This is a genomic window from Haloarcula sp. H-GB5, assembly GCF_054850705.1.
The window spans coordinates 113,692-136,775 of the sequence record NZ_JBTWBG010000003.1 but is presented as its reverse complement, the minus strand read 5'-3'; the positions used below and the strand labels follow the sequence as shown (position 1 = coordinate 136,775).

The following is a 23,084-nucleotide window of genomic DNA, read 5'->3' as shown; positions in this document are numbered from 1 at the left end:
CGAGCGCGTGCCACACATGTCTGTCAGCCTGTGTGGCGCTACCCCGACGCAATCTTCAAGACGACACCGCGGAACAGCTACCCAATGCCATCCGTCAGTCTCGATAGCGAGCGGTTCAGACGGCGTTTCGATACGTTCAACAAGATCGGCGCGACGGAACGGGGCGGCGTCAACAGGCCGAGCCTGTCCGACGAGAACAAGGCAGCCCGCGACACACTGGTCGAGTGGTTCCGCGAGGCCGGGCTGGAGGTCCGTATCGACACGATGGGCAATATCTTCGGTCGCCGAGACGGGACAGAGGGCGACGCCGCGCCGGTGCTGTTCGGGTCACACATCGACAGCCAGTACAACGGCGGTCGGTACGACGGCGTTATCGGCGTCCTTGGTGGATTGGAAGTGATCGAGGCGTTCAACGACGCCGGCGTGACGACCGAACGACCGCTGGAGGTCGTCGCCTGGAGCAACGAGGAGGGCGTCCGTTTTCAGCCGGATATGCTCGGCAGCGGTGTCTACTGTGATATTTTCGACCTCGACTACGCGTACGAGCGCGAGGACAAGGAGGACAGGCGGTTCGGCGACGAACTCGAACGCATCGGCTACAAGGGGGATGTTCCCTGCGAAGCCGACGACATCCACTGCTACTTCGAGATGCACGTCGAGCAGGGGCCGTTTCTCGAACAGCAGGACATCCCAGTCGCCGCTGTCGAAGGCGTGTTCGGCTTTTCCTGGCTGAACGTCACCTTCGAGGGCCAAGCGAACCATGCCGGGCCGACGCCGATGGATATGCGTCACGACGCCTTCGTGGCGACGGCGGACGTAACGCGCGCGGTCCGTCGGATCACAGCGACAGAAGGAACGGACCTCGTCGGGACGGTCGGCAGTGTCGACGTGTGGCCAAACGCTATCAACGTCATCCCCGAGACGGTGGAGTTCACGCTCGATTTCCGCTCGTACGACGACGCCGTGGTCGATGCAGCCGTCGAACAGATCAGGGAAGAGGTTGCCCACGCAGCCGAGCGCGAAGGGCTCGAATACGAGATCGAGGAGATAATGCGAGTCGACGCGGACCCGTTCGATCAGGACTGCATAGACACGGTTGTCGAAGCCGCCGAGACGGTCGGCTGTGAGTACACACGGCTGGTCAGCGGCGCGGGCCACGACGCGAACTATCTTAACAAGATAGCCCCCACGAGCATGATTTTCGTCCCGAGCGTCGACGGGATCAGCCATCGGGAAAGCGAGTTCACTGAGTGGGACGACATCGTCACCGGGACTGAGGTACTGCTGAACGCGGTGCAGGAGAAAGCCGCCGAGTAACCAGGCTCGTTCGCAGGGAGTATCTGTCACAGATTTGGCACACGCCACACATCGACTGGTACGTCTGTCGTGGCTGTGTCAGCCGGTTGTCGTGTGGTGGGACGTGCCCGTGACTTTCGCTGGCAACATTGCGATCAGACACCTGTGAAGCATACATATATCAGAGAGTGCTGTACAGTTGTTCACTAAGAGGCGTGTGTGCGTATCGCATGCCGGAAACTGGAGGGAACGCTGTGGATATCGAACTCACGATCAACGGCGAGCGGACGACAGTCGAAGCCGGGTCGGCGGACGACCTGGCGACGGTATTGAGACAGCACGGCTACATCGGCGTGAAATGTGGCTGCGACGGCGGAACCTGCGGCGCATCGAAGGTGTTCGTCGACGGTGAAGTTCGGATGGCTTGCGGGATGGAGGCGACAGACGCCGACGGGAGTGAGATACAAACCGTCGCAGCGCTCGGGACGCAGGACGACCTGCACCCGGTCCAGCAGGCGTTCGTGGACAACTTCGCCGTCCAGTGCGGGTTCTGTATCCCGGGGATGGTGATCCAGGCGGTGGCACTGCTGGATTCGAACCCCGACCCGACCGAGCGGGAGGTCCGGGAGGCGCTGGACGACAACGTCTGTCGCTGCACCGGCTATCAGAAGCCCGTTGAAGCGGTGCTCGACGCGGCAGAACGAATGCGGGGCGAGCAGTCGGTCGCCGCGGACGGCGGCCACTCGGTCACTGTGCCGCCGCATGGGGACGAGTCGACCAGTTGTTGTGGAGGTGGCTGCGATGAGTAACGATGACGAGACACCCAAGGCCGATGGGGGTACGGCCTCGCAGTCAGAGACTGTCGAAGACGGACGCTCCGAGGAACACCCGCTCGAATGGGACGAGCCTGAGAACAACGACAAGGCCCCCGATGAACGCGACAGCGTCTCCCACCGGACGGAGAAGTACGACGACAGAAAGCTCGTCACCGGGCAAGCGAAGTACACCGCCGACTACGAGGAACGGTATCCCGACCTCGCGTACGCGGCAGTCGTCCGGAGCGACATCCCACACGGCCGCGTTACCGACATCAACACGAGCGCGGCCGAGGCGATGGATGGCGTCGACACGGTCCTGACACCCGAATCCGACGCAGTGCCGGACGCAAAATACACCAGCGCCGGGCAGTCCTATCCCGAACCGAGCCCGTGGGACATGCACGTGCTGAACAAGCACGTCCGCTACATCGGCGACCCGATTGCCGCCGTCGCAGCCGAAGACCGGGCGACCGCGACCGCCGCTGTCGAGGCCATCGAGGTGTCGTACGAGGAGTACGACTACGTCACCGACCCGGAGGACGCCTTCGACGAAGACGCGCCGCAGTTGTTCGAGGGCAGCGAGGTCGAGAACGAGATCGTCGGCCACGACTACGACCGCAACCGGATGGCCCACATCGGGGGCGAACTGGGCGACGTGGACGCGGCGCTCGACGGCGACACTCACGTCCACGAGACCGAATGGGAGACGATCCGGCAGTCCCACGCCAACGTCGAGAAACACACGTCGCTGGCCTACACGAACGAGGACGACCGCCACGTCCTCATTACCAGCACGCAGGTGCCCAACCACACCCGGAGACAGCTTGCCCACCTGTTCGATATCCCGATCCGCGACATCCGTGTGACCAAGCCCCGCGTTGGCGGCGGTTTCGGCGGGAAACAGGCGATGGTCGTCGAGCCGATTCCGCTCGCGCTCTCGCTCGCCACCGACCGCCCGGTCCTGTACGAGGCCAGCCGCGAGGAGGAATTCTACGCGATGCGCTCGCGCCATCCGATGAAGGTCAAAGCGAGGACAGCCGTCACCGACGACGGCGACATCGAGGCCATCGACATCTACGCGCTGTCGAACACCGGCGCGTACGGCAGCCACGGCATGACTGTCGCGGGCAACGTCGGGAGCAAGCCGATGCCGCTGTACTCGAAGGTTCCCAACGCCCGCTTCGAGGCCGATATCGTCCACACGAACACGCCACAGACCGGTGCGATGCGGGGGTACGGCGCGCCACAGGGCACGCTCGCACTGGAGGGACATCTCGATGAGGTCGCTCGCGACCTTGGTCTCGATCCCATCGAATTCCGGCGGCGACACCACATGGAAGTCGGCGACCTCGACGAGATCGCGGGGATGATGGGCGGGGAGGGGGCGAACCGCCGTATCCGCTCGTGTGGCCTCGACGAGTGCATCGAGCGCGGAAAGGACGCCATCGGCTACGACGACCTCGAACAGCCCGACGAGGACCACCTGCACCGCGGCATCGGGATGGCGCTGTCCGCACAGGGGACCGGCGTCGCCGGCGACGAACTTGGGGCCGCCCAGATAATGATGAACGAGGACGGGAGCTTCCACCTGCAGGTCGGCGGCGTCGACATTGGGACAGGCGCTGACACGGCGTTCCTCCAGATCGCCGCCGAAGTACTGGGCTGTGACGAGGACGACATAATCGTCAAATCCTCCGATACGGATGTAACGCCCTTCGACTACGGCGCATACGCCTCCTCGACGACGTACATCAGCGGCATGGCGGTCAAGAAGGCTGCAGAAGACGCAAAGGCGCGGATTCTCGACTGGGGAGCAAAGCTATTAGACGAGCCGGTCGGTGATCTGGAAACCGGCGACGGAACGGTGTACAGCGAGACCAGCGGCGATTCGGTCACGCTCGAAGACATCGGCTATGAGGCCGCGTACGGCGACGACGAGCGCGAACACATCCTGGGGAAGGGGACCCACTGCACCGAGGAGAGTCCCCCGCCGTTCGCTGCCCAGTTCGCTGACGTAACGGTCGACGAGACAACCGGCGAGTTCGAGGTCCACGAACTGGTCGTCGCGGTCGACTGCGGCGTCGCCATCAACCCCGGCATGGCCGAGGGGCAGATCGAGGGGGCGAACCACATGAGCTACGAGATGGCCGTCAGCGAGGGTATCACACTCGATGACGAGGGACGGGCGGAGATAGCTGACTTCGACGAGTACGGACTGCCGTCGGCGACCGAGACGCCGCCCATCGAGTCGATTCTGGTCGAGACACACGAACCGACCGGTCCGTTTGGCGCAAAATCGGTCGCCGAAGTCCCGACGAACACAGTCCCGCCGGCACTGTCAAACGCCGTCCGGGATGCCGTCGGCGTCCGCATCCGGGAGATGCCCATCACCGCCGAGAAAATCAGGTCAAAACTGGACGGACGTGAAATCTGAATCGGAGCGCGTGGACAGTCACGGCTACAGTGCCGGTGTGTCGGCGTGCCATATCACAAATCCGCGATAGCTATTTACCGTTCTGTTCGTCATGTACCTGACATAGCCAGCGAGCTGATGAGCCATATGGAAATCGAACTGGAAATTAACGATGTGGAACGGACTGTTGACGCGTCGAAATCCGATTCGCTTCTCGATGTCCTTCGACGGAACGGGTACACCGGCGCGAAGCGGGGATGCGACACTGGCGCGTGCGGCTTCTGTACGGTGCACGTCGACGGCGAGCCAGTGAAGTCTTGCGTCGAACCAGTGACGAAAGTACGGGACGCATCCGTCAGGACAATCGAAGGCCTGGGCGAACAGGACGACCTGCATCCGGTGCAACAGGCCTTCGTCGACAACACCGCGCTGCAGTGTGGGTTTTGTATTCCGGGGATGATTATGCGCTCAACGGCGCTCCTGGCGGAGAATTCGGACCCGACCGAACAGGAGGTCCGGGAAGCCCTGTCGGACAATCTCTGTCGGTGTACTGGGTATAAGAAAATCGTTGAAGCAGTGCTAGACGCCGCCGAACGGATGAACAGCGACACAGCCGTCGCCGCCGACGGTGGGCAAGCAGTCGATAACGACGGCGGGGCCGCCGCTGTGACCGAGTGTTCAGTCAACGACTGCGGCTGCATGGAGGGCAATCAGTGAGCGATTCCGACCGGGTGCGGGAGACGAGCAAGCAACCAGAGGAGACAGAGAGGAATGAATCGGACCCAGCCGAAAGCGAGCGGGAGGCAGAGGCGGATGTGGCACGCGAACCCGACCGCAAGCCCAAATCCGAGCGCGACGCCATTACCGTGGACGAAGAGAAAGACGACGCACGGAAAATCGTCACCGGGCAAGCCCGCTACACGGCGGACTACCGTGACCGATTCCCGGACCTCGCCCACGGGAAGGTGGTTCGCAGCGACATCGCCCACGGCTACGTCGAATCGGTCGACACGAGCGCCGCCGAGGCGATGGATGGCGTCAATGCCGTCATCACGCCGTTCGACGACGTGGTTCCGGACAAACTGTACTCCAGTTCGGGCCAGTCCTACCCCGAGCCGAGCCCGTGGGATCTGAAGGTGTTGCGCGAACACGTCCGTTTCGTCGGCGACCCGGTCGCCGCTGTGGCGGCTGACGACCCGGAAACGGCCGACCGCGCCGCACGGAAAATCGAGATCGAGTACCGGGAACTGGACGCCGTCTTCGATCCGGAAGAAGCTCTCGACGAGGACGCGCCACAACTGTTCGAGGCCGACGACGTGGAGAACAAGCAGTCGGGCGCGGACTACAGCCGAAACCTCGAATCACACTTCGAGGGGGAACTCGGTGACGTGGACGCGGAATTTGAACAGACGAGCGACGACGAGGAGCGACACGTCATCGAGACGGAGTGGGAAACGCCGTACCAGTCCCACTGCGTCCCGGAACCGCACACGACCATCGCCTACACGGACGAGGACGACCGGCACACGTTCATCACGGCGACGCAGGTCCCCTTTCACACTCGCCGCCAGATAGCGCACCTGTTCGACGTGCCCATCCGCGACGTGCGGGTGAAGAAACCGCGTATCGGCGCGGGATTCGGGTCGAAACAGGAGATGGCCATCGAGCCGATAACGTTCGCGCTGCACTTGGCGGCCGACCGGCCGGTCAAACTAGAGATGAGTCGTCAGGAAGAGTTCACCGCGCTTCGCTTTCGACATCCGATGCAGATGCAGATGCAGACCGCAGTGACGGACGACGGCGACATCGAGGCAATGGACCTCTACACGCTGTCGAACTCGGGGGCCTACGGCACCCACGGCATGACCGTCGCGAACAACGTCGGAACGAAGCCGCTTCCCCTCTATCCCCGGGTTCCGAACGTCCGCTTTTCCGGAGATGTGGTCCACACGAACCTCCCAATGGGGGCGGCTATGCGGGGCTACGGCGCGCCACAGGGACATTTCGCCGTCGAAGCGCACATGGACGAGGTAGCCCGCCGCCTCGGTCTCGACCCAATCGAGTTCCGACTGCAGAACGTGGTCCGCGAGGGTGACCTCGACCGGAGCGTCGCGATTCTGAAAGACGGTGACCGGTTCACCCGGAAGATTCGCTCGTGTGGTATCCGCGAATGCGTCGAACGCGGGAAGGAAGCCATCGGTTACCACGATCTCGAACAGCCCGACGAAGACCACCGCAAGCGCGGGGTCGGAATGGCGCTCATCGCCCAAGGCAGCGGCGTTGCGGGGAAGGAACTCGGTGCGGCACAGGTGCAAATGAACGAGGACGGGAGCTTCTACCTGCAGGTCGGCGGCGTCGACACCGGGACCGGCGCGGACACGATGTTCTCCCAGATTGCCGCCGAGGTACTCGGTTGTACGCCGGAAGATGTCGTCGTCATCGCCGCCGACACCGACCTGACGCCGTTCGACTACGGCGCGTACGCCTCCTCGACGACATACATCAGCGGCCGCGCGGTAAAGAACGCCGCCGAGGACGCCAAAGAGCGGTTGCTGGAGTGGGGGTCGAAACTGCTCGATGAGCCGCCGGAAGCGCTCGACACCGGCGACGGCGGCGTGTATAGCGAGCTGACCGGGAACCTCGTCTCGCTGGAGGAAATCGGCTACAAGGCGACGTACGGCGACGACGAGCGCGAACACATCCTCGGAGACGGCAACCACTCGACCGACGAGAGCCCACCGCCATACGGCGCGCAGTTCGTCGACGTGACTGTCGATACGGAGACCGGCGAGTACGAACTCAACAAGCTGGTGTTTGCGGCGGACTGTGGCGTCGCTATCAATCCTGCGTTGGTCGAAGGCCAGATAGAGGGCGGCGAGCACATGAGCCTCGAATACGCCACGAGCGGCGACCTGACCTTCGACGAGGAGGGGAACCCGGAGGTACTGGGCTTTCGCCAGTACGGGATGCCGCGGACGACGGACCACCCCGAAATGGAGACGGTTCTCGTTGAGACGCACGAGCCAACGGGTCCGTTCGGCGCGAAGTCTATCGCGGAACTCCCGACGAACGGCGTGCCGCCGGCGCTCTCGAACGCCATCCGCGACGCCGTTGGCGTTCGGCTGACCGAACTACCGTTCACTGCAGAGGACGTGAAGGCGGCACTTGACGAGCAGTCTACTGCCGATTGACTGGTTGGTTTCGAGCAGTTTTGTTCTGGTTAATATCACACACGGAGTGTTTTCGGTTGTGTCGAGCAAACTATTAAGAGCTGTTCGGGAAAATTTCGACAGTATGGCGTACATCGGCTTTCTGCTGACAGGGGGTCCCTTCGACAGTGAGCGGTGGCGCACCGCCTACGAGCTGGGGCGGGCGGCGCTGGATCAGGGGCACGAGGTGAGCTACTTCCACTACCTCGACGGCGCGCTCGTCCCCGTCGCGGACCAGACCCTGCCCGGCTGTTCGGACAACGGGCTGTACGACGAGATGCCGACCGCGAAGTTCCAGGAACTCATCGCGGACGGCGCGGAAGTCATCTGCTGTGGGCTCTGTGTCGACGCACGCGGAATCGACGCACCAGCCGACTACCCTGAGGGCGTCGAAGTCGGGCTGCTCCCGGACCTAGCGGACATCATCGGCGAGGCCGACCGGGTGGTTTCGCTATGAAGCGAGATGTCGTCGTCCTGCTCACCCGCGCGCCGTACGGCCGAGTCCACATCCCGGAAGGGCTGCGAGCGGCCCGTGGGGTCGCAGCCGGTTTCGATATGCACAACGTGACCGTGATATTCACGCAGGACGGCGTGTACGGCGCCCGAGATGCTGTCGACCGCGACGCGCTCAACATGAGCGGACACGTCGCCGACTTGGCAGAACAGGGCGGACAGATGGTTGCGGACGGGGCGGCGATGGCAGAGCGCGACGTTGACGAAGCCGAAATCGCCGACGACGTGATGGTCTGGTCGAACGACCGTGTCACCGCCCGTATTCGCGACGCCGACCGAACACTGGATTTCTGACAATGCTGTATCTGATCGACAAACCGATGGCCGAAATCGGACTGCGTACCGCCGCCGGGGATCCCGAAGCACACGTCGTTCTGATTCAGGACGGCGTCTACCTCACACCGGATATCGACGCACCCGTCTCAGCAGTTGCGAGGGACGTGGACGTGCGTGGCGTCTCGCTACCGCCGGATATCGACAAGATATCCTACGATGCCGTCGTCGAGCGGCTCGTCGAACGAGAGGTGAAGAGCTTCGTATGAGCCTGTTCGAACGACTCGACGAGCTGGCTGCCCAAGGAGAGCCGGCGGCGCTCCTGACTATCGTCCGCAAGGACGGCAGCGCACCGCGGGACGTGGGGGACAAGATGGTCGTCACGGCTGACGACGAGTACGGGACTATCGGCGGCGGCACGGTCGAGCATCTCGCCGTCCAGGACGCCCGGTCGGTGCTCGCCGGGGCCGACGATTCTGGCGTCCGGACGTACGAACTCGAACGCGGCGGCAACACGGGCATGGTCTGTGGCGGCGAGATGGACGTGTTCATCGACCGCGTCCGCGGGCAGGCACAGCTCTACATCGCCGGCGGCGGCCACATCAGCGCCGAATTGGCCCCACTGGCGGAGCGACTGGGCTACGCCGTTACCGTGGTCGACGACCGCGAGGCGTACGCCGACCCGGCGCAGTTCCCCGACGACACCGACGTGATTCACGGCGATTACGGCGACGCGCTCGGTGATCTGCCGATGGGAACTGAGACAGCGGTGGCCGTCGCGACGCGGAGCGGGACGTTCGACCAAGACGCTGTCGCTGCAGCGCTGGACGGTGCGGCTGGCTACATTGGACTCGTCGCAAGCAAGACGAAAGCCGACCACGTCCTCGATTCGCTCGCCGAGTCGGGCTACGCCCGTCGGGACCTCAGCCGAGTCCGGACGCCGGTAGGACTCGACCTCGGCGGGAGCGGGCCGGCCGCCGTCGCGCTCTCGATTCTGTCCGAGGTCACCATGGACCGACACGACGCAACCGGTGAGCGGGCGACACGGCTGAACCTCGACGACGTGGTCGTCGTTCGCGGCGGCGGCGACCTCGGTAGCGGCGTCGTCTATCGTCTGCAGCAGGCCGGCTTCTCGGTCATCGTCACAGAGGTCGATCAGCCAACGGTGGTCCGGCGGGCAGTCGCCTTCGGTTCTGCATTGTACAGAAACGAGGTGACGGTTGAAGGAGTCACTGGCCGGGCAGCGGCGGACATCGACGAGGCGCTCGGACTGCTCGCCGACGATGTCGTGCCGGTACTCGTCGACCCCGAGGCGACCGTCGCCGACGAACTCGACGCCGCAGTCCTCGTCGACGCCATCATGGCGAAAGGGGCGTTCGACACCGGCACGCGTCGGGGAGATGCCGACGTGGTGGTCGGGATGGGGCCCGGTTTCGAGGCCGGCGACGACGTGGACGCGGTCGTCGAGACCGACCGCGGGCACGAGCTCGGCCGGGTGTTCTACGAGGGGACAGCGAGCGAGTACGACGGCGAGCCCGGCGAGCGGCGCGGCTACACCCACGAGCGGGTGCTTCGTGCCCCGACCGATGGCGAGTGGACCCCGGCGGTCGCCATCGGCGATAGTGTCACAGCCGGCGACGTGGTCGGCACTGTCGGTGACAGGCCGGTCGAAACCGAGATAGACGGACTGGTTCGCGGCCTAGTTCACGGCGGCCTCGGCGTCAGTGAGAGCACCAAACTCGGCGATGTCGACCCTCGTGGCGAGTCTGTCGACCCAACGAAAATCTCCGACAAAGCGTTGTGTCTCGGCGGTGGCGTGCTAGAGGCAGTGCTCCGGTTGCGGTAGAAAGCACCTAACCGACGTTAGCGACGAACTTCTTCGATGGCCGGGTCGTCGATCGTGACACCGCGTCCGGCCGTAACACGGCCGACAGCCCGATAGAACACGCCGGCGTTGTCGAATGCCGATTCGACGGCGTCAGCCGAAGCCGGCGGGACGGAGACGAACAGGCCCCCGCTGGTCTCTGCGCTCTCACCCTCAGTCAGTCCGTATCCGAAAAGCGTCGAGAGGGCGGGCGTTCCCGCGATGACCGGGAGGTGCGTCAGTTCGATACCGACATTGGAGCGGGCGGCCACCACGCGGCTCTGGCCGGCGAGGCCGAAGCCGGTAATATCGGTGGCGGCTGTCGCGTGTTCGCGGCACGCGAGCGCCGCGTCCCGGTTCGGTGTCGTCATCCACGCGATGGCCTCCGACTCGATTTGGTCGAGCGGGCGCTCAGTGGCGTCGGTGACCGTCTCGACGAACTGGTTGTCGGTCACGCGGGTCGCCCCCATCGCCGGCTGTGTGCCGAGCGGTTTGGTCAGGTAGAGTCGGTCGCCGACGCTAGCCCCTTGCGAAGTGAGCAAAGCGTCGGGACGCGATGTCGCCGAGATAGCGCCGCCGGCGAAGGGCCACGGACTCATGATGGTGTGGCCACCGGCAATGACGCCGTCCATCGCGTCCAGCGCGTCGGCCATACCGGCGAGGATCGGCGCTGCGCTCTCAGTTAGCTCTCGCGGAAGCCCGAGGACGACCAGGCAATCGACGTTCTCGACCGCACCCGTGGCGAAGGCATCGCTAGCCGCGTTACAGGCGGCGATACGGCCGAAGTCGTACGGGTCGTCGACGATGGGTGTGAAGAAATCCACCGTCGAGACCAGCGCGAGGTCGTCGGTAAGTTTCCGCGCAGCGGCGTCCTCGCCAATGCCGAACAGCAACGCGTCACTCTCACCGGAGAGGTCGGCATCAGCGAGCAGCGAATCAAGCTCGCTCTGGCCGACTTTACAGGAACAGCCGTGGAGTTCAGTGTACTCCGTCAGGCGAGTCGTCTCGTCGTCATCGTCAGTCGCCACGTCGGTTCCCACACTCAAGCCTCCGATAGCGACGCCATCTCGGTCACCCGGAGTTCGAGTTCGAACTCGTCAGACTCGCCAGCGGTCTCCGCGGTCGTCACGTCGATGCCGTGCGTCGTACACATCCGCCGAAGGTTCTCTTCGGCCGGCGGGTAATCGCCTCGAACGACGAGTGTCTCGCCGGTATCGAGGTCCGAAAGCGCCTGCCGGACGATAAGCGCCGGCCGGGGGCAGATTTCACCACGAACGTCTACACGGGCCATACCGATACGTGTGTTACTAGGTCACAAAAACGCTATCGCCGCCACACGTCGTTGCCCCGGGAAGCTATTTGTGTGTCTTGGGCGGAGCGACCATATGGATCTAGCTGCTGCGCTGGGCCTGGGTTCCAGCGCCGCTGTCGCCTTTGTCGGGGCCGGCGGGAAGAAAACCGCGATGGGACAGTTGACGGTCGAGGGAACTGACCAGGGGTACGACGTGGGTTACACGACAACGACAGCGATGCCACCGCCGCCTGACCTGCCGCTGACGCTCACGGGCCCGGACGAGTGGCGGGCCGACCTCGAAGCCCACGACCCGCCAGTTGCCGTTGCTCGCGAGGAGGTAGCCGATCCGGCGCGAGTCGACCGGAAAGTTCGCGGGTTCGAGACGAGTGTGGTGGAAGAGCTATCCGATGCCGGACTGTTCGACTGGCTCCTTATCAAGGCTGACGGCGCACGTAAGCGGGAGTTCAAAGCGCCTAGCGATGGGGAACCAGTCGTTCCGAGTACAGCCAGCCACGTCGTCCCGGTTGCCTCGGTTGCCGCAGTCGGTGAAGCGCTGACGACGGACGTGGTCCATCGACCGAAGCGGGTCGCGGATATCACCGGCCTTCGTGTGGGCGACACGATCACTGCGACAGCTGTCGGAACAGTGCTCACACATCCCGACGGCGGCCTCCGAAACGCACCAGCCGAGGCATCTGTGATACCGCTAGTCAACAAGGCGGATACCGAACCACAGCGGCGTATCGCTACGGATGTGCTCACCCACGCGCTTTCACAGACAGAGCGGTGTTCTCGGGGCGTCATTACATCGTTTGCGTCGGATGTCTGTGAGGTGGTCTCAACAGCGGATGTGCAAGAGGAGGACCAGCGATGACTGAATCCGGGGAAACGGCCGGTATTGTTGCGAGACGAGGGGAAGCATGAGCAGCCAGCGCCGGACTAAAATCGGCGGCGTTATCCTCGCCGCTGGGCAGAGTTCGCGGTACGAGTCGGGTAACAAACTGCTAGCGACTGTCGGCGGGACGGCAGTCGTTCGACACGTAGCCGAAACCGCCTGTGAGTCATCGCTATCGGACGTTGTCGCCGTTCTCGGATACGAGGGCGTGGCCGTCGCTGAGGCGCTGGAGGGTCTCTCGCTCTCGGTTCAGCATAACGACGAGTACGCAACCGGCCAGAGTGCGTCGGTTCGACATGGAGTCGACTATGCACAGGAATCTGACTGGGACGCCGCCCTGTTCCTGCTGGGCGATATGCCGTTCGTACGCGTCGAAACTATCGAGGCGCTTATCGAAACGTACCGTACAGAATCGGCAACAATTGTCGTTCCCGAACACGAGGGGACGCGGGGTAATCCGGTGCTTTTCGACGACTGCCATTTCGATGCGCTCGCCTCAGTCTCCGGCGACCGAGGCGGTCGAGATATCATCGAGACCACCGAGCAGACAGCGTTCATCGAGGTTGAGGACCCCGGTGTCCACTGGGATATCGACACCGACTCTGATCTCACCGAGTTCGCGGACCGCCGCGACAGCCTGTAAATTTAAGACACTGATGGCGGAACACTCGGCTGATGAAACGGACCATCAGCACGACCGATGCACCCGATGCGGTTGGCGCGTACAGCCAGGCGACGACAAACGGCTCGCTCGTGTTCACCGCGGGCCAGATTCCGATGACGCCCGACGGCGACCTGCTGGACGACGAACCGATAGCGACGCAGGCGGAACAGGCGCTATCGAACGTCGAAGCGGTACTAGCAGCTGAGGGGCTGGAGATGAGTGACGTCTTGAAAGTGACCGTCTATCTGGACGACATCGACGATTTCGAGTCGATGAACGACACCTATGCCGGCTTTTTCGACGAAGAGCCGCCGGCCCGGAGCGCAGTCGAGGTCGCAAACCTGCCAAAGGGCGTGGGAGTCGAAATCGAAGCAATCGCAACGAGCGACTGAGGCCGACAGACACGCACTGCTGTCGTGGGCCACACAGCCGGGATGTGGCGCACACAACTTTCAAGCCCGGCGACTCGCATCACAGCGTAATGCGACCTACGAGGCGTGAATTCCTGGGTACAGCGGCAGCGCTCTCGCTGTCGGGCTGTCTCGGAAGGACGGCGACGCCGACGCTGACGGTCGGTGTCGTGCCCGACGTGGACCCGGATACCGCCATTGAACAGAACACCGAACTCGCGACGTATCTGGCGACAGAACTCGACGTCGAGACTGAGCTACGCACAGCGGCTGACTATGCCGGTATGGTACAGGCGATGGTCGCGGGGCAAGTCGATATTGCCTACTACGGCGGTGTGTCGTACATTCTGGCGCATCATCGAGCAGGCGCAAAGCCAGTCGCCGTCGGGTCACGGAACGGACAGACGGAGTGGCACTCTGCGTTCATCGCCCCGTCAGGCAGTGACCTGACAGAGATGGCAGCTGTAGTCGAGGCCGCAAGCGAGACCGAACTGGTGTTTGGCGACCCACTCTCGACCAGTGGGACCGTGATGCCGACGTACCACCTTCAGACGGAATACAGCCTACACACCGACGCGTTCGCACAGGTCACACACGTCGGTGCCCACGACGCAACGGCAGAAACAGTCGGCCGGACGAGCGGTGTCGTCGGGGCGCTGAACGCCCGCATCTACGACAGACTACGCGCAGAGGACGCTGTTGATGGGGTACAAGAGCTCTGGCGGACCCCCGGTTTCCCTGATTACCCGTGGGCCGTTGCCCCGTCGCTAGAGGCAACGACAGCGGACGCTGTGCAGACGGCGTTCACGACCCTCGATTCGAAAGGGCGAACGGACATTCTCGACCAGCAGGCTGTCGACCAGTACGTCGGGGTGAGCCACGACGCGTTCACCTCGCTGGAAACGGCCGTCGAGATGGCTGGCATCGAACGGGGAGGCGACGGGTGAGGAACAAGCACACGGCGCAGCCAGAGAGCAAACAATCAGGACAGGGACTTGTGTTCGACAGTGTCACCAAGCGATTCGGCGGGAAAGTCGCGGTACGAGATGTCTCACTCAGTCTGGCTGCTGGTGAACGGGTCGCCGTCATCGGTCCGTCGGGCGCCGGCAAGACCACGCTTCTCAGGCTGGCAGCTGGCGCGTTACAGCCTGATGTCGGGACAGTGCGCTTCGACGGGAGCAGCATTACGGGTTCGACCGCGACGCTTGCGTATCAGGGGGAGACGCTCGTGGACCGGCGGACCGCACTGTCGAACGTCCTCACTGGGCGCCTTGGAGCCCTGTCCTGGCTCCATGGCTTCATCGAGCCACTGCTGCCCCAGCATCCAGAGCCAGCCCTCGAACGACTCGATACCGTCGGGTTGGCCGACCAGGCCGATGTCCCCGTGAAATCGTTGAGTGCCGGCGAACGCCAGCGGGTCGCCTTCGCACGGGCCCTCATGCAGGATGCCGAGGTCGTGTTGGCCGACGAGCCGACAGCGAACCTCGACCCCAGCTCCCGCCGGAACGTTATCGACGTACTCGACGCCGCCCTCGACGGGGAACTGCTGGTCACCGTTCTCCACGAGGTCGACCTGGCGCTGGAGCACTTCGACCGAATCGTCGGCATGGCGGATGGCCGAGTCAAGTTCGATATGCCCGCACCGGCGGTGACCGACGGCCAACTGGATGCGCTCTTTGCGGCGGGGGCATCCACGCCGGGTACCGACACCGAACGAACGGGAACGGAGAAAGAGAGCGATGTCCCGGTTCCACGGTATGTCTGAGAAATATGGCGGTTCAGACGCTACCCAGCGTGCTGCCTCCGGACCATCGAAACGCCAGCTCACGACACTACTCGGCGGCTGTGTCATCCTGGCGGCCGCGGCGTGGATCGCCGAAGTGGACCCGGTGGCCCTGCTCGCCGCCGGTGCTCGTGAGCAGATGGCCGCGTTCGTCGCCGAGGGCATCCCACCGGAGACTAGCCGTGAATACCTGCTGGGACGAAGCCTTCGAGACGGCCTGCTGTGGGCTGTCGTCGAAACCCTGGCTATCAGCGTCGTCGGAACCACGCTTGCCGTCGCGCTCGCCGTCCCACTCGGTCTGACCAGTGCCGCCACTGTCACCCATCGTGGCCCGCTGTACAGAAACGCTTCAGCCGGCCGTATCGCCGTCGGACGCGGTCTCTATCACGCCAGCCGAACCGTGCTCAGCTTTCTGCGCTCCGTCCCCGGTATCGTCTGGGGGTTCCTGTTCGTTACCGCTATCGGCCTCGGCCCGTTTGCGGGTGTGCTCGCGCTTGCAGTTCACAACGCCGGTGTCCTGGGAAAACTGTACGCCGATTTCCTTGAAGACACGGACCCGATGACGACCGAGGCAGTTGCCGGAAGTGGCGCAACACGCCTGCAGGCGGTCTGTCACGGGATGGTCCCGCAGGTGACGCCTACAATCGCCTCGTACACACTGTACCGCTGGGAGTGTACCATCCGGTCGGCCGCCATCCTCGGGTTCGTGGGTGCAGGCGGGGTCGGGTACTATCTCGTCATCACCATTCAACGGTTGCAGTACGGGAAACTCTCGACCGCCATCCTCGCCGTGTTTGCGCTGGTCGTCACGAGCGATTGGCTCGGATCTCGGTTGCGGACGCGGCTCGGCTGACGGTCAGGCGAGAGACAGCAGGTTCGCGTCAGGGCTTCTGTTCCTGTGCGGACTTGCGTGCGTCTTCGAGGTCCATCTCAAGGCCCATCGTCGAGGCCTGAGAGCGGACGGCCTCGGCATCGATGGTGGTTACCTCGCCGTGTTCCATGAGGACGTTCCCGTCGACCATCGTGAAGCGAACGTCGTCGCCGTGGGCCGCAAACACCAGATGCGAGAGCACGTCGTGCAGCGGCGTCGCCCGGGTGAGGTCCGTATCGAGGCCGACGATGTCAGCGCGCCATCCCTCACGGATTGCGCCGAGTTCCTCAAAGCCAGCGGCCTTAGCACCGTTGCGGGTCGCCATCTCGAAGATTTCGGCTGCCGGTGTCACCGTCGGGTCCAGCTGGTCGACCTTCTGGAGGAGACTTGCCTGTCGCATCTCGGTAAAGGCGTCGAGCGTGTTGTTACAGGGCGGTCCGTCGTTGCCGATTGCGACGTTGATGCCGCGGTCACGGTAGTCCCAGATCGGTGCGATACCGCTGGCGAGTTTCATGTTCGAGGACGGGCAGTGGGTGACGTGGGTCCCCGTCTCTGCGAGGACTTCGCGCTCGCTCTCGTCGGTCCAGACACAGTGCGCGAGGACGACATCCTCCCCAGTGAGACCCACCTCGTCGAGCCAGTGGATGTTGCGCATCCCAGTATCCTCTTTGACCGTCTCGATCTCGCTCTGGTTCTCACTGGCGTGGGTGTGGATGCGGACACCGTCGTACTTGTCCGCAAGGTCGCGCACTCCCCGGAGACAGGCCTCGCTACAGGAGACAGCAAAACGGGGTGTGACAGCATACCGGATCCGGTCGTTGTAGGCACCGTGATACTGCTGAATCAGCCGCTCAGATTCGTCCAGTGCGGCCTGTGTGTCCTCTAGCAGGCCGTCGGGCGAGCGCTGGTCCATCAGCACCTTCCCGAGCACGCCCCGTATGCCGATTTCGCCTGCCGCCTCAAAGGCGCGGTCCGCGTGAGCGACCGAGAGGTGGTCGATACAGGTCGTGGTCCCGCTTTCGATCATCTCCAGATAGCCCAGTTTCGCCGCGACTTCCATCTCCTCGGCGGTCAGGGAGGCTTCCATCGGCAGAATATAGTCGAATAGCCAATCGAGTAGTTCCGTATCGTCGGCGATGCCACGGCCGAGGCTCTGCACAGAGTGGATATGGCCGCCGACGAGTCCCGGCAACAGTACGTCGTAGGACTGGTGTTCGTGGTCGGCATACTGCGATTCGAGTTCGGCACGTGGACCCACAGCCTCGATACGGTCCCCGGAGACGACGACCGCCCCGTCCTGCAGGACGGTCTCGGAATCCGCAACGACAGTCCCAGTGAGTAGCATACGTCCTGCAAGACGGTCTCTACATAAAGAAGGTCCTCATATCGGGACGGCCGCCGAGCGCAGGCAATACCGCCACAGACGTGTGGCACTCCGTGTGGCGCGTGTGCTTCGCAGTAGCCTCATCTTTGCGGTCCGTTCCGTGTCCGTTTTTCCCGGGTGATGTATCTGGTGAGTCGCGTTTGGGTACGAAACGAATCCACGCTGGCAAGTCGCTGAACGAGACGGGTGTTTGTCTCGTACTGCTCGGTAAACAGTTCGGGGTACTCCGACAGTAGCCTGTCGCCGATGTCGATTATCTCCTGAGGGTCGGCCTGCATGGATGTGAGAATCGCGGAGTCTGGCTGTTAACTGCTTTGCTCACAGAAACACCACGGCTTGTCTCATACCGTTGGCCATACCCGTTGCGAGAGATTTGCGCCGCCGGGGTGGCGAATATCCCACAGACGAACAGCCGAAAGTGTCAGTTATCCATCGATGGCTTTGGTGGCGTGTGTCGCTTGTGGCGCGTACTGGCACACCACTGAATCGTTCGCTCAACCACAGGTTCGCCTACAGCGACTTTGTCGGCCACTGTCGACGCGGAACAGCCCCTATCAATCGCGAAGTGGAGGATGCTGTCGAGGTCCCGCTGGTCGATACCCAGTTCCGCCGCATCAGTTGCACCAGTGTGCTCCATTGGGTGTGATGACTGGTCGAGGAGATCCGATGGAACTGCAAGTGCATCAGCTAGAGCCTCGATCTCAGTTCTATAGAGGTCGCCAAACAGCGACAGGTCAACGCCGTTCTCGCCGTGTTTCGCAACGGAGCCCAGCAGTCGATCAGTCCGGGAAACGGTCCCGACGACGAGTTCGTTCCTGGTGTTTGCGACGTAGTACTTACACGCCATCCGGAAGCGTTCGCCGGCGTTTTGCATCGCCACGAGGTCGTCGGTCGGCCCACCGGTCTCACCGACGACTCGCTGGAACGCCGTCAGTACTGGCTGCAGATTGAGCCGGTGGCAGTCGATGTCGAGTAGCGACGCAACGGTTTCAGCCGTCCGAGCAGGCCCCTCGTCGCTTAGCTGTACCGGCATCACCAATCCAGTCACGTAGTCGGCCCCGATGCCGTCGACGGCCAGCGCCGCCGCAACTGTCGATTCGATGCTGCCGTCGAGTGGAACGACCAGTCCGTTGGCCTCCGCCTCCGTGATCTTGTTCTCCAGAAACACCGGAAGGAGTCTCTGTATCCGTCTGGTCGCTGCCGTCGACGTCGCCAATCCGTGTTCCTCACGCGGGAGTTTGAGCGTGTGAGGGTGCGTCGCTTTACTCACAGCTTCTCTCCTCCCCCGCTACCCACGGCACGCTCGGAGATGCGACTAACCAAACGCGTGCACACAACCGGCCTAATCATACTGTTACGTAGGTCACTGGTGCGGTATAACTGTTGTCGACAAACGTCATGGGTGTCTTCGGTAGCCTCGATACACCTTATACATTACCAATGGTTATTCAAAATTATCTCGGGAGTATATAATCAATGTCAACCCTATTCGGGCAGATAATATGAAATATATTTCGCTATACACAGTATATTGTCTATTCTTTAGAATCGTAGTCGGGCAGAAAGACACTTTCAGAGAGCTACTTGGCCGCTTATCTCGGCACCCAGCAAATCATGTTCCGAAGGTCAGACCGCGTCACCAGCAATAAGCCAGGACAGTTGGCATCGCGATTCGTTATGTCGCGAGTTTGGTCGTTCCCATGGACTGCTCAGTGACGACCAGTTCACGATTGACAATCCAGTCGACGATCGTACTGCTGTCAAGCTGGTCCAAGATGACACCGCCGTCTGCAGTGTGGCGTCTGATTTTGTAGGAATCCATCGTATTCCGGCTCTCTGAGACAGCTTCGACAGCTTCGATTCGCTCGTCAGTCACCGTGTTGTAATACGTGACGCCGGGGACGAAGCTGACAGTCGGGACATCAGTCGGCCAGTCCCAGTCGAACTGCTTGTGGTACTGGTCGAACTGCCACACGAGACGGGCGGCAGAAGGCTCTGTTTCGACCGACTCAGTAGCTGCCGCCTCCAGTGTTCGATCCCAGTAGTCCATCACACAGGATTTGAGGTCCGCCTGGAGTTGTCCCTCAATCATCTTTTGTTCGATTGGATACCGCAGTTCGATAGCGACGATGGCCTGGCTGTCGAGATGGGTAAGACATCGCTGGCACTCCATCTCAAACACGGAGATGCCAAGCGGCTGATCGACTGTGAGATGGACGAGTTCGTTCCCGCAGTTTGGACACCACAGGAACAACACGTCGTCGTGGCTCCCAGTCAGTTCCGCCAGCACAGTCAGATCGTCGAACGCCTTGTCGATGTCGGCATCCTGTGACTGGACGGACTCATCTATCGAGGTATTGGACGCGTCGTCCGCGTACTTCGCAATTTTACGGTCTTTTAGTAGTGTTTTGACGACCGAATCGTACGACGAATGTGACTCCGCGTTCCGTATCTTTCTCAGTTTTTCTTTCGTCCAGTCTTTGACTCGTATGCTCGCCATCTGATTGGAAAGAAGCCAGATCACTAATAATACCTTCGTATAATTGTCCTAAAATTGGAATTACACCTATGAAATTCTGTTCAGATCTCAGACAACAGAGATCTGCAGTCGTACGAAGGACTCGCCGTCAATACTGGGAGTACGGTTTGAGAGGAGGTCAGTCAGCCGAGGCCGCTTTCTCGTTTGCAACAGTCCACTGAGCCGGGTCGATCTCGCGTCCGTCGAATGCAGTGTATTCCGGGTACGCAGTAAATACCAGATACTCAGTTCCCTGCTGTAAGTACTCGATAAGGGTGTGCAGATTGTCGTCATCGAGGCCGCCTAAACCGTCAACAAGCAAGAGCGGGACAGCGTCGCCAACATCGAACGACTGGCGGCCGGCCAGCGCTGCCACAAAGCCGATGAGTTCGAGTTCCCCCTCGCTGAGGGCATCTAAGCTTGCTTCCTGACCGTCGCGGGCGACCACGATATCAAAGTCAGCGGTGAGTCGAGCCGTTTCGAACCCCGTCCCGAATCGGGAGAGAATGTCCTGCATCGCCGTGTCGAACGCATCCCGTGCCTCACGCTTGATCCGGTCTTTCCGGTTCCGAAGTTCGGCGAGATCGTCACGGAGGGATTCGAGGTCGGTTTCGAGCGTGTCGACACGGGCCGCTCTCGTTTCAAGTTGCGCCAGTTCGTCGGCGGTGTCTTCGAGTTCGGCCTCGCGGTACTTGATCTCACTTTCGACGTCCGAAAGTTCCGCCACGGTCGCATCAACGCGGTCGGAAAGCCGCTCCACGTCGGCCTGCGCTTGTTCGAGCCTGTTTCTGGCTGCGTCGAGGCTCTGTCTCCGGTCGGCCAGCGTCGCCTCCAACTCAGCGATGTCTTCCTCTAAATCGGTCTTGCGCCGGCGAGCCTGACTGATTTCCTCGCGCTGTGTTTCAAGTTCCTCGACGGTATCTCGGTAGGTCTCCTTCTGGGCACGAAGTGTCGTGAGTTCGCTGCCGAGTGCGTCCAGTTGGTCGGCCAAATCTGCTCGTGTGGTCTCACTGCCGCAGGTCCAGCAGGTGACAGTGTCCTCGTCGATATCGCGCTTCACCTCGGTAAGCAGGTCAATCCGGTCCTCGCTGAGTACCATCTCGGTGGCGGAGTAGACGGACTGCAGTACTTCGGCGTCTCGCTCTACTTGTGAGAGTCTCTCCCGTGCCTCAGAGAGCTTGTCTTCAACAGCATCGTACTCCGGAATTTCGAGAGCATCGAGAGCGTCCTGACGTTCCGAGAGGCGCTGTTCCGTCCGCTCGATGCTCTGCTCAAGTCGTTCGACGCGGTTTTTGGCCTGGTTCTGTTCAGTCCGTGCTTGACTGAGTTGACGGCGAACCGACTCCGAGTCGTCATTGCTTCCTGCCCCACTGTCGATCGTCTCGCGTTTGGCCCGCAGGTCTTCGATCTCGTCTTCCAGCCGTGTCACTTTCTCTTGCACGCTGGGAATCCGCTTTTTCCCCTCACGCGCCTGCGTGAGTTCCGTTTCGATCTGTTCGCGCTCCCGCTGTAACGTTTCGATCTGTGAGTCGATGTTCTGGAAGTCGAGCGGCCGCAACAGCACGTCCTCGAGGTTCTCTCCCGTTCGGACAGCGCGGCGGACTTCGTTACGCTCGTCCAGACACGCGAACAGTTCAGCGCGGATCACGTCGTACTCGTCGCTGAGGTACGGTTCGCCATGCCGGACTACGGTACCGTTCTCACGGGTGAGTGTTACGTCGTAGGCACCAGTTGGCGTTTCGAGATGCACCGCGCCGCTGTCTTCCCCTTCAGTCAGTTCAGTAGAGGTGCCAAGGGCCGTCTTGATGGATTCGATAAAGCTCGATTTCCCTTGCCAGTTCGAGCCACGGACGACGTTCAATCCTGGCTCTATCGTCGCTGACCCGTCAATTATACCCGCGATTCGTTCAATGTCGATGTTCCAGCTCATGTGTTGTGTGCTGACAGATCCGCGCTCCGGTGTTGCTTGCAGACGTACCCACGCTCGAGTGCGACATCGAACGGAACGCGAGTCGGACAGTCTGGACATCCGAGTTGTATTTGAGCCTCTATCTCCGCGGTGTCACCGCCGTCGATATCACCCTTCTTTGCGAGCGAGGACAGTGCCGTTTCGGCCTTCCGTTCGACGACCGTTTTGGCCGTTGCCACGCTCTCCTGCTCCCAGTTAGTTGTCGCCTTTCTGGCCTCTTTTTGACCGTCTAAACAGTCGTTGAGGTGCGTTCGCATCGTTCCCCACGACACCATATCGTCGTGAAGCGACGCTCCCGGGATGCCCGTAGCTTGCAGTCGCTCGATGAGTTCGTCCCGTTGTAAGTCGTCGTCGCCCCGCAACGTCTCGTAGTCACTGTTTATACGGGTATCAAGGGATTCACGACCGTGTTCGGTGTAAACCTGTTTGAGGAGTCGTTTGTTGAACCACGCTGTCAGCGACCGATACCCCATTTCGGTTCGGTCATCAGCGCCCGTCCAGCGTGCGAGTAGGCCATCGTCAAGGGATTCGTAGACTGGGTCTGCCGATGCCAACTCGTACTTGTCGATAACCGCGTCTACTTTGCAACCGGAGTCAGCAACCATTGTTCGATTTCTTCGGCCTTCTCAGTAATAGTTTTTGACGGGCAGTGTACACGCAGTGTAGGTATGTCCTGCAAAAAATATACACCCTTAGCGTGTACTTTTAAAATAGACTACCACGGTTGAAAAGAGGGGTGTATTTGTAAAATTATTATACTATCATATTTATGTTGGTTAATGAAGCGTTATCTAAATTTGACATTTCAAAAGCACTATTATACTATAATCATACGTAGAACTAAATCCGGTTTTCAGCCAATCCCTCTATAATGTGCATTTCAGCACAAATGTGTCTTCGAGATAATATA

The 23,084-nt window shown here is 61.7% G+C and carries 23 protein-coding genes; 15 read left to right on the top strand and 8 right to left on the bottom strand.

Translation table 11 applies throughout. From position 1 onward, the window contains the following. Window positions 1–84 precede the first annotated feature (84 nt). The 9 genes from ACYJ11_RS16105 (at window position 85) to yqeB (ending at window position 10,368) form a co-directional block, all read left to right on the top strand. Window positions 85–1,317 carry an allantoate amidohydrolase gene (locus tag ACYJ11_RS16105; protein ID WP_461648534.1) on the top strand — a complete coding sequence of 411 codons (1,233 nt, stop codon included), beginning with the start codon at window positions 85–87 and terminating at the stop codon, window positions 1,315–1,317. Between the two features lie 209 nt (window positions 1,318–1,526). Next, window positions 1,527–2,105 carry a (2Fe-2S)-binding protein gene (locus ACYJ11_RS16100; protein ID WP_461648533.1) on the top strand — a complete coding sequence of 193 codons (579 nt, stop codon included), beginning with the start codon at window positions 1,527–1,529 and terminating at the stop codon, window positions 2,103–2,105. Next, entirely contained in the window at window positions 2,098–4,548 is a 2,451-nt protein-coding gene (locus ACYJ11_RS16095; RefSeq protein ID WP_461648532.1) for a xanthine dehydrogenase family protein molybdopterin-binding subunit, read from the top strand. The genes ACYJ11_RS16100 and ACYJ11_RS16095 overlap by 8 nt, the downstream gene beginning before the upstream one ends. Before the next feature lie 126 nt (window positions 4,549–4,674). Continuing rightward, window positions 4,675–5,244, top strand: coding sequence for a (2Fe-2S)-binding protein (locus tag ACYJ11_RS16090; protein WP_461648531.1), 570 nt, complete (start codon window positions 4,675–4,677; stop codon window positions 5,242–5,244). After that, entirely contained in the window at window positions 5,241–7,718 is a 2,478-nt protein-coding gene (locus tag ACYJ11_RS16085) for a xanthine dehydrogenase family protein molybdopterin-binding subunit (protein WP_461648530.1), read from the top strand. The genes ACYJ11_RS16090 and ACYJ11_RS16085 overlap by 4 nt, the downstream gene beginning before the upstream one ends. Before the next feature lie 103 nt (window positions 7,719–7,821). Next, complete coding sequence (locus ACYJ11_RS16080; RefSeq protein ID WP_188978785.1) at window positions 7,822–8,193, top strand: DsrE/DsrF/TusD sulfur relay family protein; 372 nt, start codon at window positions 7,822–7,824, stop codon at window positions 8,191–8,193. Beyond that, entirely contained in the window at window positions 8,190–8,543 is a 354-nt protein-coding gene (locus ACYJ11_RS16075) for a DsrE family protein (RefSeq protein ID WP_461648529.1), read from the top strand. Before ACYJ11_RS16080 ends, ACYJ11_RS16075 begins: the two co-directional genes overlap by 4 nt. A 2-nt stretch (window positions 8,544–8,545) precedes the next feature. Then, window positions 8,546–8,791, top strand: a complete 246-nt coding sequence (locus ACYJ11_RS16070) for a hypothetical protein (protein WP_461648528.1) — start codon at window positions 8,546–8,548, stop codon at window positions 8,789–8,791. Further along, window positions 8,788–10,368, top strand: a complete 1,581-nt coding sequence (yqeB, locus tag ACYJ11_RS16065) for a selenium-dependent molybdenum cofactor biosynthesis protein YqeB (RefSeq protein ID WP_461648527.1) — start codon at window positions 8,788–8,790, stop codon at window positions 10,366–10,368. Before ACYJ11_RS16070 ends, yqeB begins: the two co-directional genes overlap by 4 nt. A gap of 17 nt (window positions 10,369–10,385) precedes the next feature. Here yqeB and selD read toward each other — a convergent pair whose 3' ends face one another. Both selD and ACYJ11_RS16055 read right to left on the bottom strand, forming a co-directional pair. Continuing rightward, on the bottom strand, window positions 10,386–11,426 hold the full coding sequence (gene selD, locus ACYJ11_RS16060; protein ID WP_461648526.1) for a selenide, water dikinase SelD: 1,041 nt from the start codon (window positions 11,424–11,426) through the stop codon (window positions 10,386–10,388). A gap of 2 nt (window positions 11,427–11,428) precedes the next feature. Beyond that, window positions 11,429–11,677 (bottom strand): sulfurtransferase TusA family protein, encoded by a 249-nt coding sequence (locus ACYJ11_RS16055; protein ID WP_011222658.1) that lies wholly within the window; start codon window positions 11,675–11,677, stop codon window positions 11,429–11,431. Between the two features lie 94 nt (window positions 11,678–11,771). Between ACYJ11_RS16055 and yqeC the strand changes: the two genes are divergently transcribed. The 6 genes from yqeC (at window position 11,772) to phnE (ending at window position 16,285) form a co-directional block, all read left to right on the top strand. Next, window positions 11,772–12,554, top strand: a complete 783-nt coding sequence (yqeC, locus tag ACYJ11_RS16050; RefSeq protein ID WP_461648525.1) for a selenium cofactor biosynthesis protein YqeC — start codon at window positions 11,772–11,774, stop codon at window positions 12,552–12,554. A gap of 46 nt (window positions 12,555–12,600) precedes the next feature. Then, window positions 12,601–13,218: a nucleotidyltransferase family protein gene (locus ACYJ11_RS16045; RefSeq protein WP_461648524.1), complete on the top strand. Its 618-nt coding sequence runs from the start codon at window positions 12,601–12,603 to the stop codon at window positions 13,216–13,218. Window positions 13,219–13,250: 32 nt separating this feature from the next. After that, complete coding sequence (locus ACYJ11_RS16040) at window positions 13,251–13,631, top strand: Rid family detoxifying hydrolase (protein WP_461648523.1); 381 nt, start codon at window positions 13,251–13,253, stop codon at window positions 13,629–13,631. A gap of 89 nt (window positions 13,632–13,720) precedes the next feature. After that, window positions 13,721–14,596: a phosphate/phosphite/phosphonate ABC transporter substrate-binding protein gene (phnD, locus tag ACYJ11_RS16035; protein ID WP_461648522.1), complete on the top strand. Its 876-nt coding sequence runs from the start codon at window positions 13,721–13,723 to the stop codon at window positions 14,594–14,596. Then, a complete protein-coding gene (locus ACYJ11_RS16030) occupies window positions 14,593–15,414 on the top strand; it encodes a phosphonate ABC transporter ATP-binding protein (RefSeq protein WP_461648521.1) in 822 nt (273 codons plus the stop codon). Before phnD ends, ACYJ11_RS16030 begins: the two co-directional genes overlap by 4 nt. Then, window positions 15,407–16,285: a phosphonate ABC transporter, permease protein PhnE gene (gene phnE, locus ACYJ11_RS16025; protein ID WP_461648520.1), complete on the top strand. Its 879-nt coding sequence runs from the start codon at window positions 15,407–15,409 to the stop codon at window positions 16,283–16,285. Before ACYJ11_RS16030 ends, phnE begins: the two co-directional genes overlap by 8 nt. Window positions 16,286–16,313: 28 nt before the next feature. Here phnE and ACYJ11_RS16020 read toward each other — a convergent pair whose 3' ends face one another. The 6 genes from ACYJ11_RS16020 to rdfA form a co-directional block, all read right to left on the bottom strand. Next, the gene (locus ACYJ11_RS16020) at window positions 16,314–17,648 is read right to left on the bottom strand and encodes a 5'-deoxyadenosine deaminase (RefSeq protein WP_461648519.1); all 1,335 of its coding nucleotides are present in this window, start codon (window positions 17,646–17,648) and stop codon (window positions 16,314–16,316) included. Between the two features lie 119 nt (window positions 17,649–17,767). After that, the gene (locus tag ACYJ11_RS16015) at window positions 17,768–17,965 is read right to left on the bottom strand and encodes a hypothetical protein (RefSeq protein ID WP_005533432.1); all 198 of its coding nucleotides are present in this window, start codon (window positions 17,963–17,965) and stop codon (window positions 17,768–17,770) included. A 143-nt stretch (window positions 17,966–18,108) separates the two neighbouring features. Beyond that, window positions 18,109–18,957, bottom strand: coding sequence for an NAD(+) synthase (gene nadE / locus ACYJ11_RS16010; RefSeq protein WP_461648518.1), 849 nt, complete (start codon window positions 18,955–18,957; stop codon window positions 18,109–18,111). Window positions 18,958–19,362: 405 nt separating this feature from the next. After that, window positions 19,363–20,187, bottom strand: coding sequence for a hypothetical protein (locus tag ACYJ11_RS16005; RefSeq protein WP_461648517.1), 825 nt, complete (start codon window positions 20,185–20,187; stop codon window positions 19,363–19,365). Window positions 20,188–20,344: 157 nt separating this feature from the next. Beyond that, window positions 20,345–22,135, bottom strand: a complete 1,791-nt coding sequence (locus tag ACYJ11_RS16000) for an archaea-specific SMC-related protein (RefSeq protein WP_461648516.1) — start codon at window positions 22,133–22,135, stop codon at window positions 20,345–20,347. Further along, entirely contained in the window at window positions 22,132–22,779 is a 648-nt protein-coding gene (rdfA, locus tag ACYJ11_RS15995; RefSeq protein WP_461648515.1) for a rod-determining factor RdfA, read from the bottom strand. The genes ACYJ11_RS16000 and rdfA overlap by 4 nt, the downstream gene beginning before the upstream one ends. Between the last annotated feature and the right edge of the window lie 305 nt (window positions 22,780–23,084).

Excerpts from the sequence above, each read along its gene's own strand:
- ACYJ11_RS16095 (WP_461648532.1), top strand. The coding sequence starts at position 2,098 with ATGAGTAACGATGACGAGACACCCAAGGCCGATGGGGGTACGGCCTCG.
- ACYJ11_RS16090 (WP_461648531.1), top strand. The coding sequence starts at position 4,675 with ATGGAAATCGAACTGGAAATTAACGATGTGGAACGGACTGTTGACGCG.
- ACYJ11_RS16080 (WP_188978785.1), top strand. The coding sequence starts at position 7,822 with ATGGCGTACATCGGCTTTCTGCTGACAGGGGGTCCCTTCGACAGTGAG.
- ACYJ11_RS16015 (WP_005533432.1), bottom strand. The coding sequence starts at position 17,965 with ATGCAGGCCGACCCTCAGGAGATAATCGACATCGGCGACAGGCTACTG.
- ACYJ11_RS16100 (WP_461648533.1), top strand. The coding sequence starts at position 1,527 with ATGCCGGAAACTGGAGGGAACGCTGTGGATATCGAACTCACGATCAAC.
- ACYJ11_RS16000 (WP_461648516.1), bottom strand. The coding sequence starts at position 22,135 with ATGAGCTGGAACATCGACATTGAACGAATCGCGGGTATAATTGACGGG.
- ACYJ11_RS16005 (WP_461648517.1), bottom strand. The coding sequence starts at position 20,187 with ATGGCGAGCATACGAGTCAAAGACTGGACGAAAGAAAAACTGAGAAAG.
- ACYJ11_RS16070 (WP_461648528.1), top strand. The coding sequence starts at position 8,546 with ATGCTGTATCTGATCGACAAACCGATGGCCGAAATCGGACTGCGTACC.
- phnD (WP_461648522.1), top strand. The coding sequence starts at position 13,721 with ATGCGACCTACGAGGCGTGAATTCCTGGGTACAGCGGCAGCGCTCTCG.
- rdfA (WP_461648515.1), bottom strand. The coding sequence starts at position 22,779 with ATGGTTGCTGACTCCGGTTGCAAAGTAGACGCGGTTATCGACAAGTAC.
- ACYJ11_RS16020 (WP_461648519.1), bottom strand. The coding sequence starts at position 17,648 with ATGCTACTCACTGGGACTGTCGTTGCGGATTCCGAGACCGTCCTGCAG.
- phnE (WP_461648520.1), top strand. The coding sequence starts at position 15,407 with ATGTCTGAGAAATATGGCGGTTCAGACGCTACCCAGCGTGCTGCCTCC.
- ACYJ11_RS16045 (WP_461648524.1), top strand. The coding sequence starts at position 12,601 with ATGAGCAGCCAGCGCCGGACTAAAATCGGCGGCGTTATCCTCGCCGCT.
- ACYJ11_RS16040 (WP_461648523.1), top strand. The coding sequence starts at position 13,251 with ATGAAACGGACCATCAGCACGACCGATGCACCCGATGCGGTTGGCGCG.
- ACYJ11_RS16075 (WP_461648529.1), top strand. The coding sequence starts at position 8,190 with ATGAAGCGAGATGTCGTCGTCCTGCTCACCCGCGCGCCGTACGGCCGA.
- yqeC (WP_461648525.1), top strand. The coding sequence starts at position 11,772 with ATGGATCTAGCTGCTGCGCTGGGCCTGGGTTCCAGCGCCGCTGTCGCC.
- yqeB (WP_461648527.1), top strand. The coding sequence starts at position 8,788 with ATGAGCCTGTTCGAACGACTCGACGAGCTGGCTGCCCAAGGAGAGCCG.
- ACYJ11_RS16105 (WP_461648534.1), top strand. The coding sequence starts at position 85 with ATGCCATCCGTCAGTCTCGATAGCGAGCGGTTCAGACGGCGTTTCGAT.
- ACYJ11_RS16055 (WP_011222658.1), bottom strand. The coding sequence starts at position 11,677 with ATGGCCCGTGTAGACGTTCGTGGTGAAATCTGCCCCCGGCCGGCGCTT.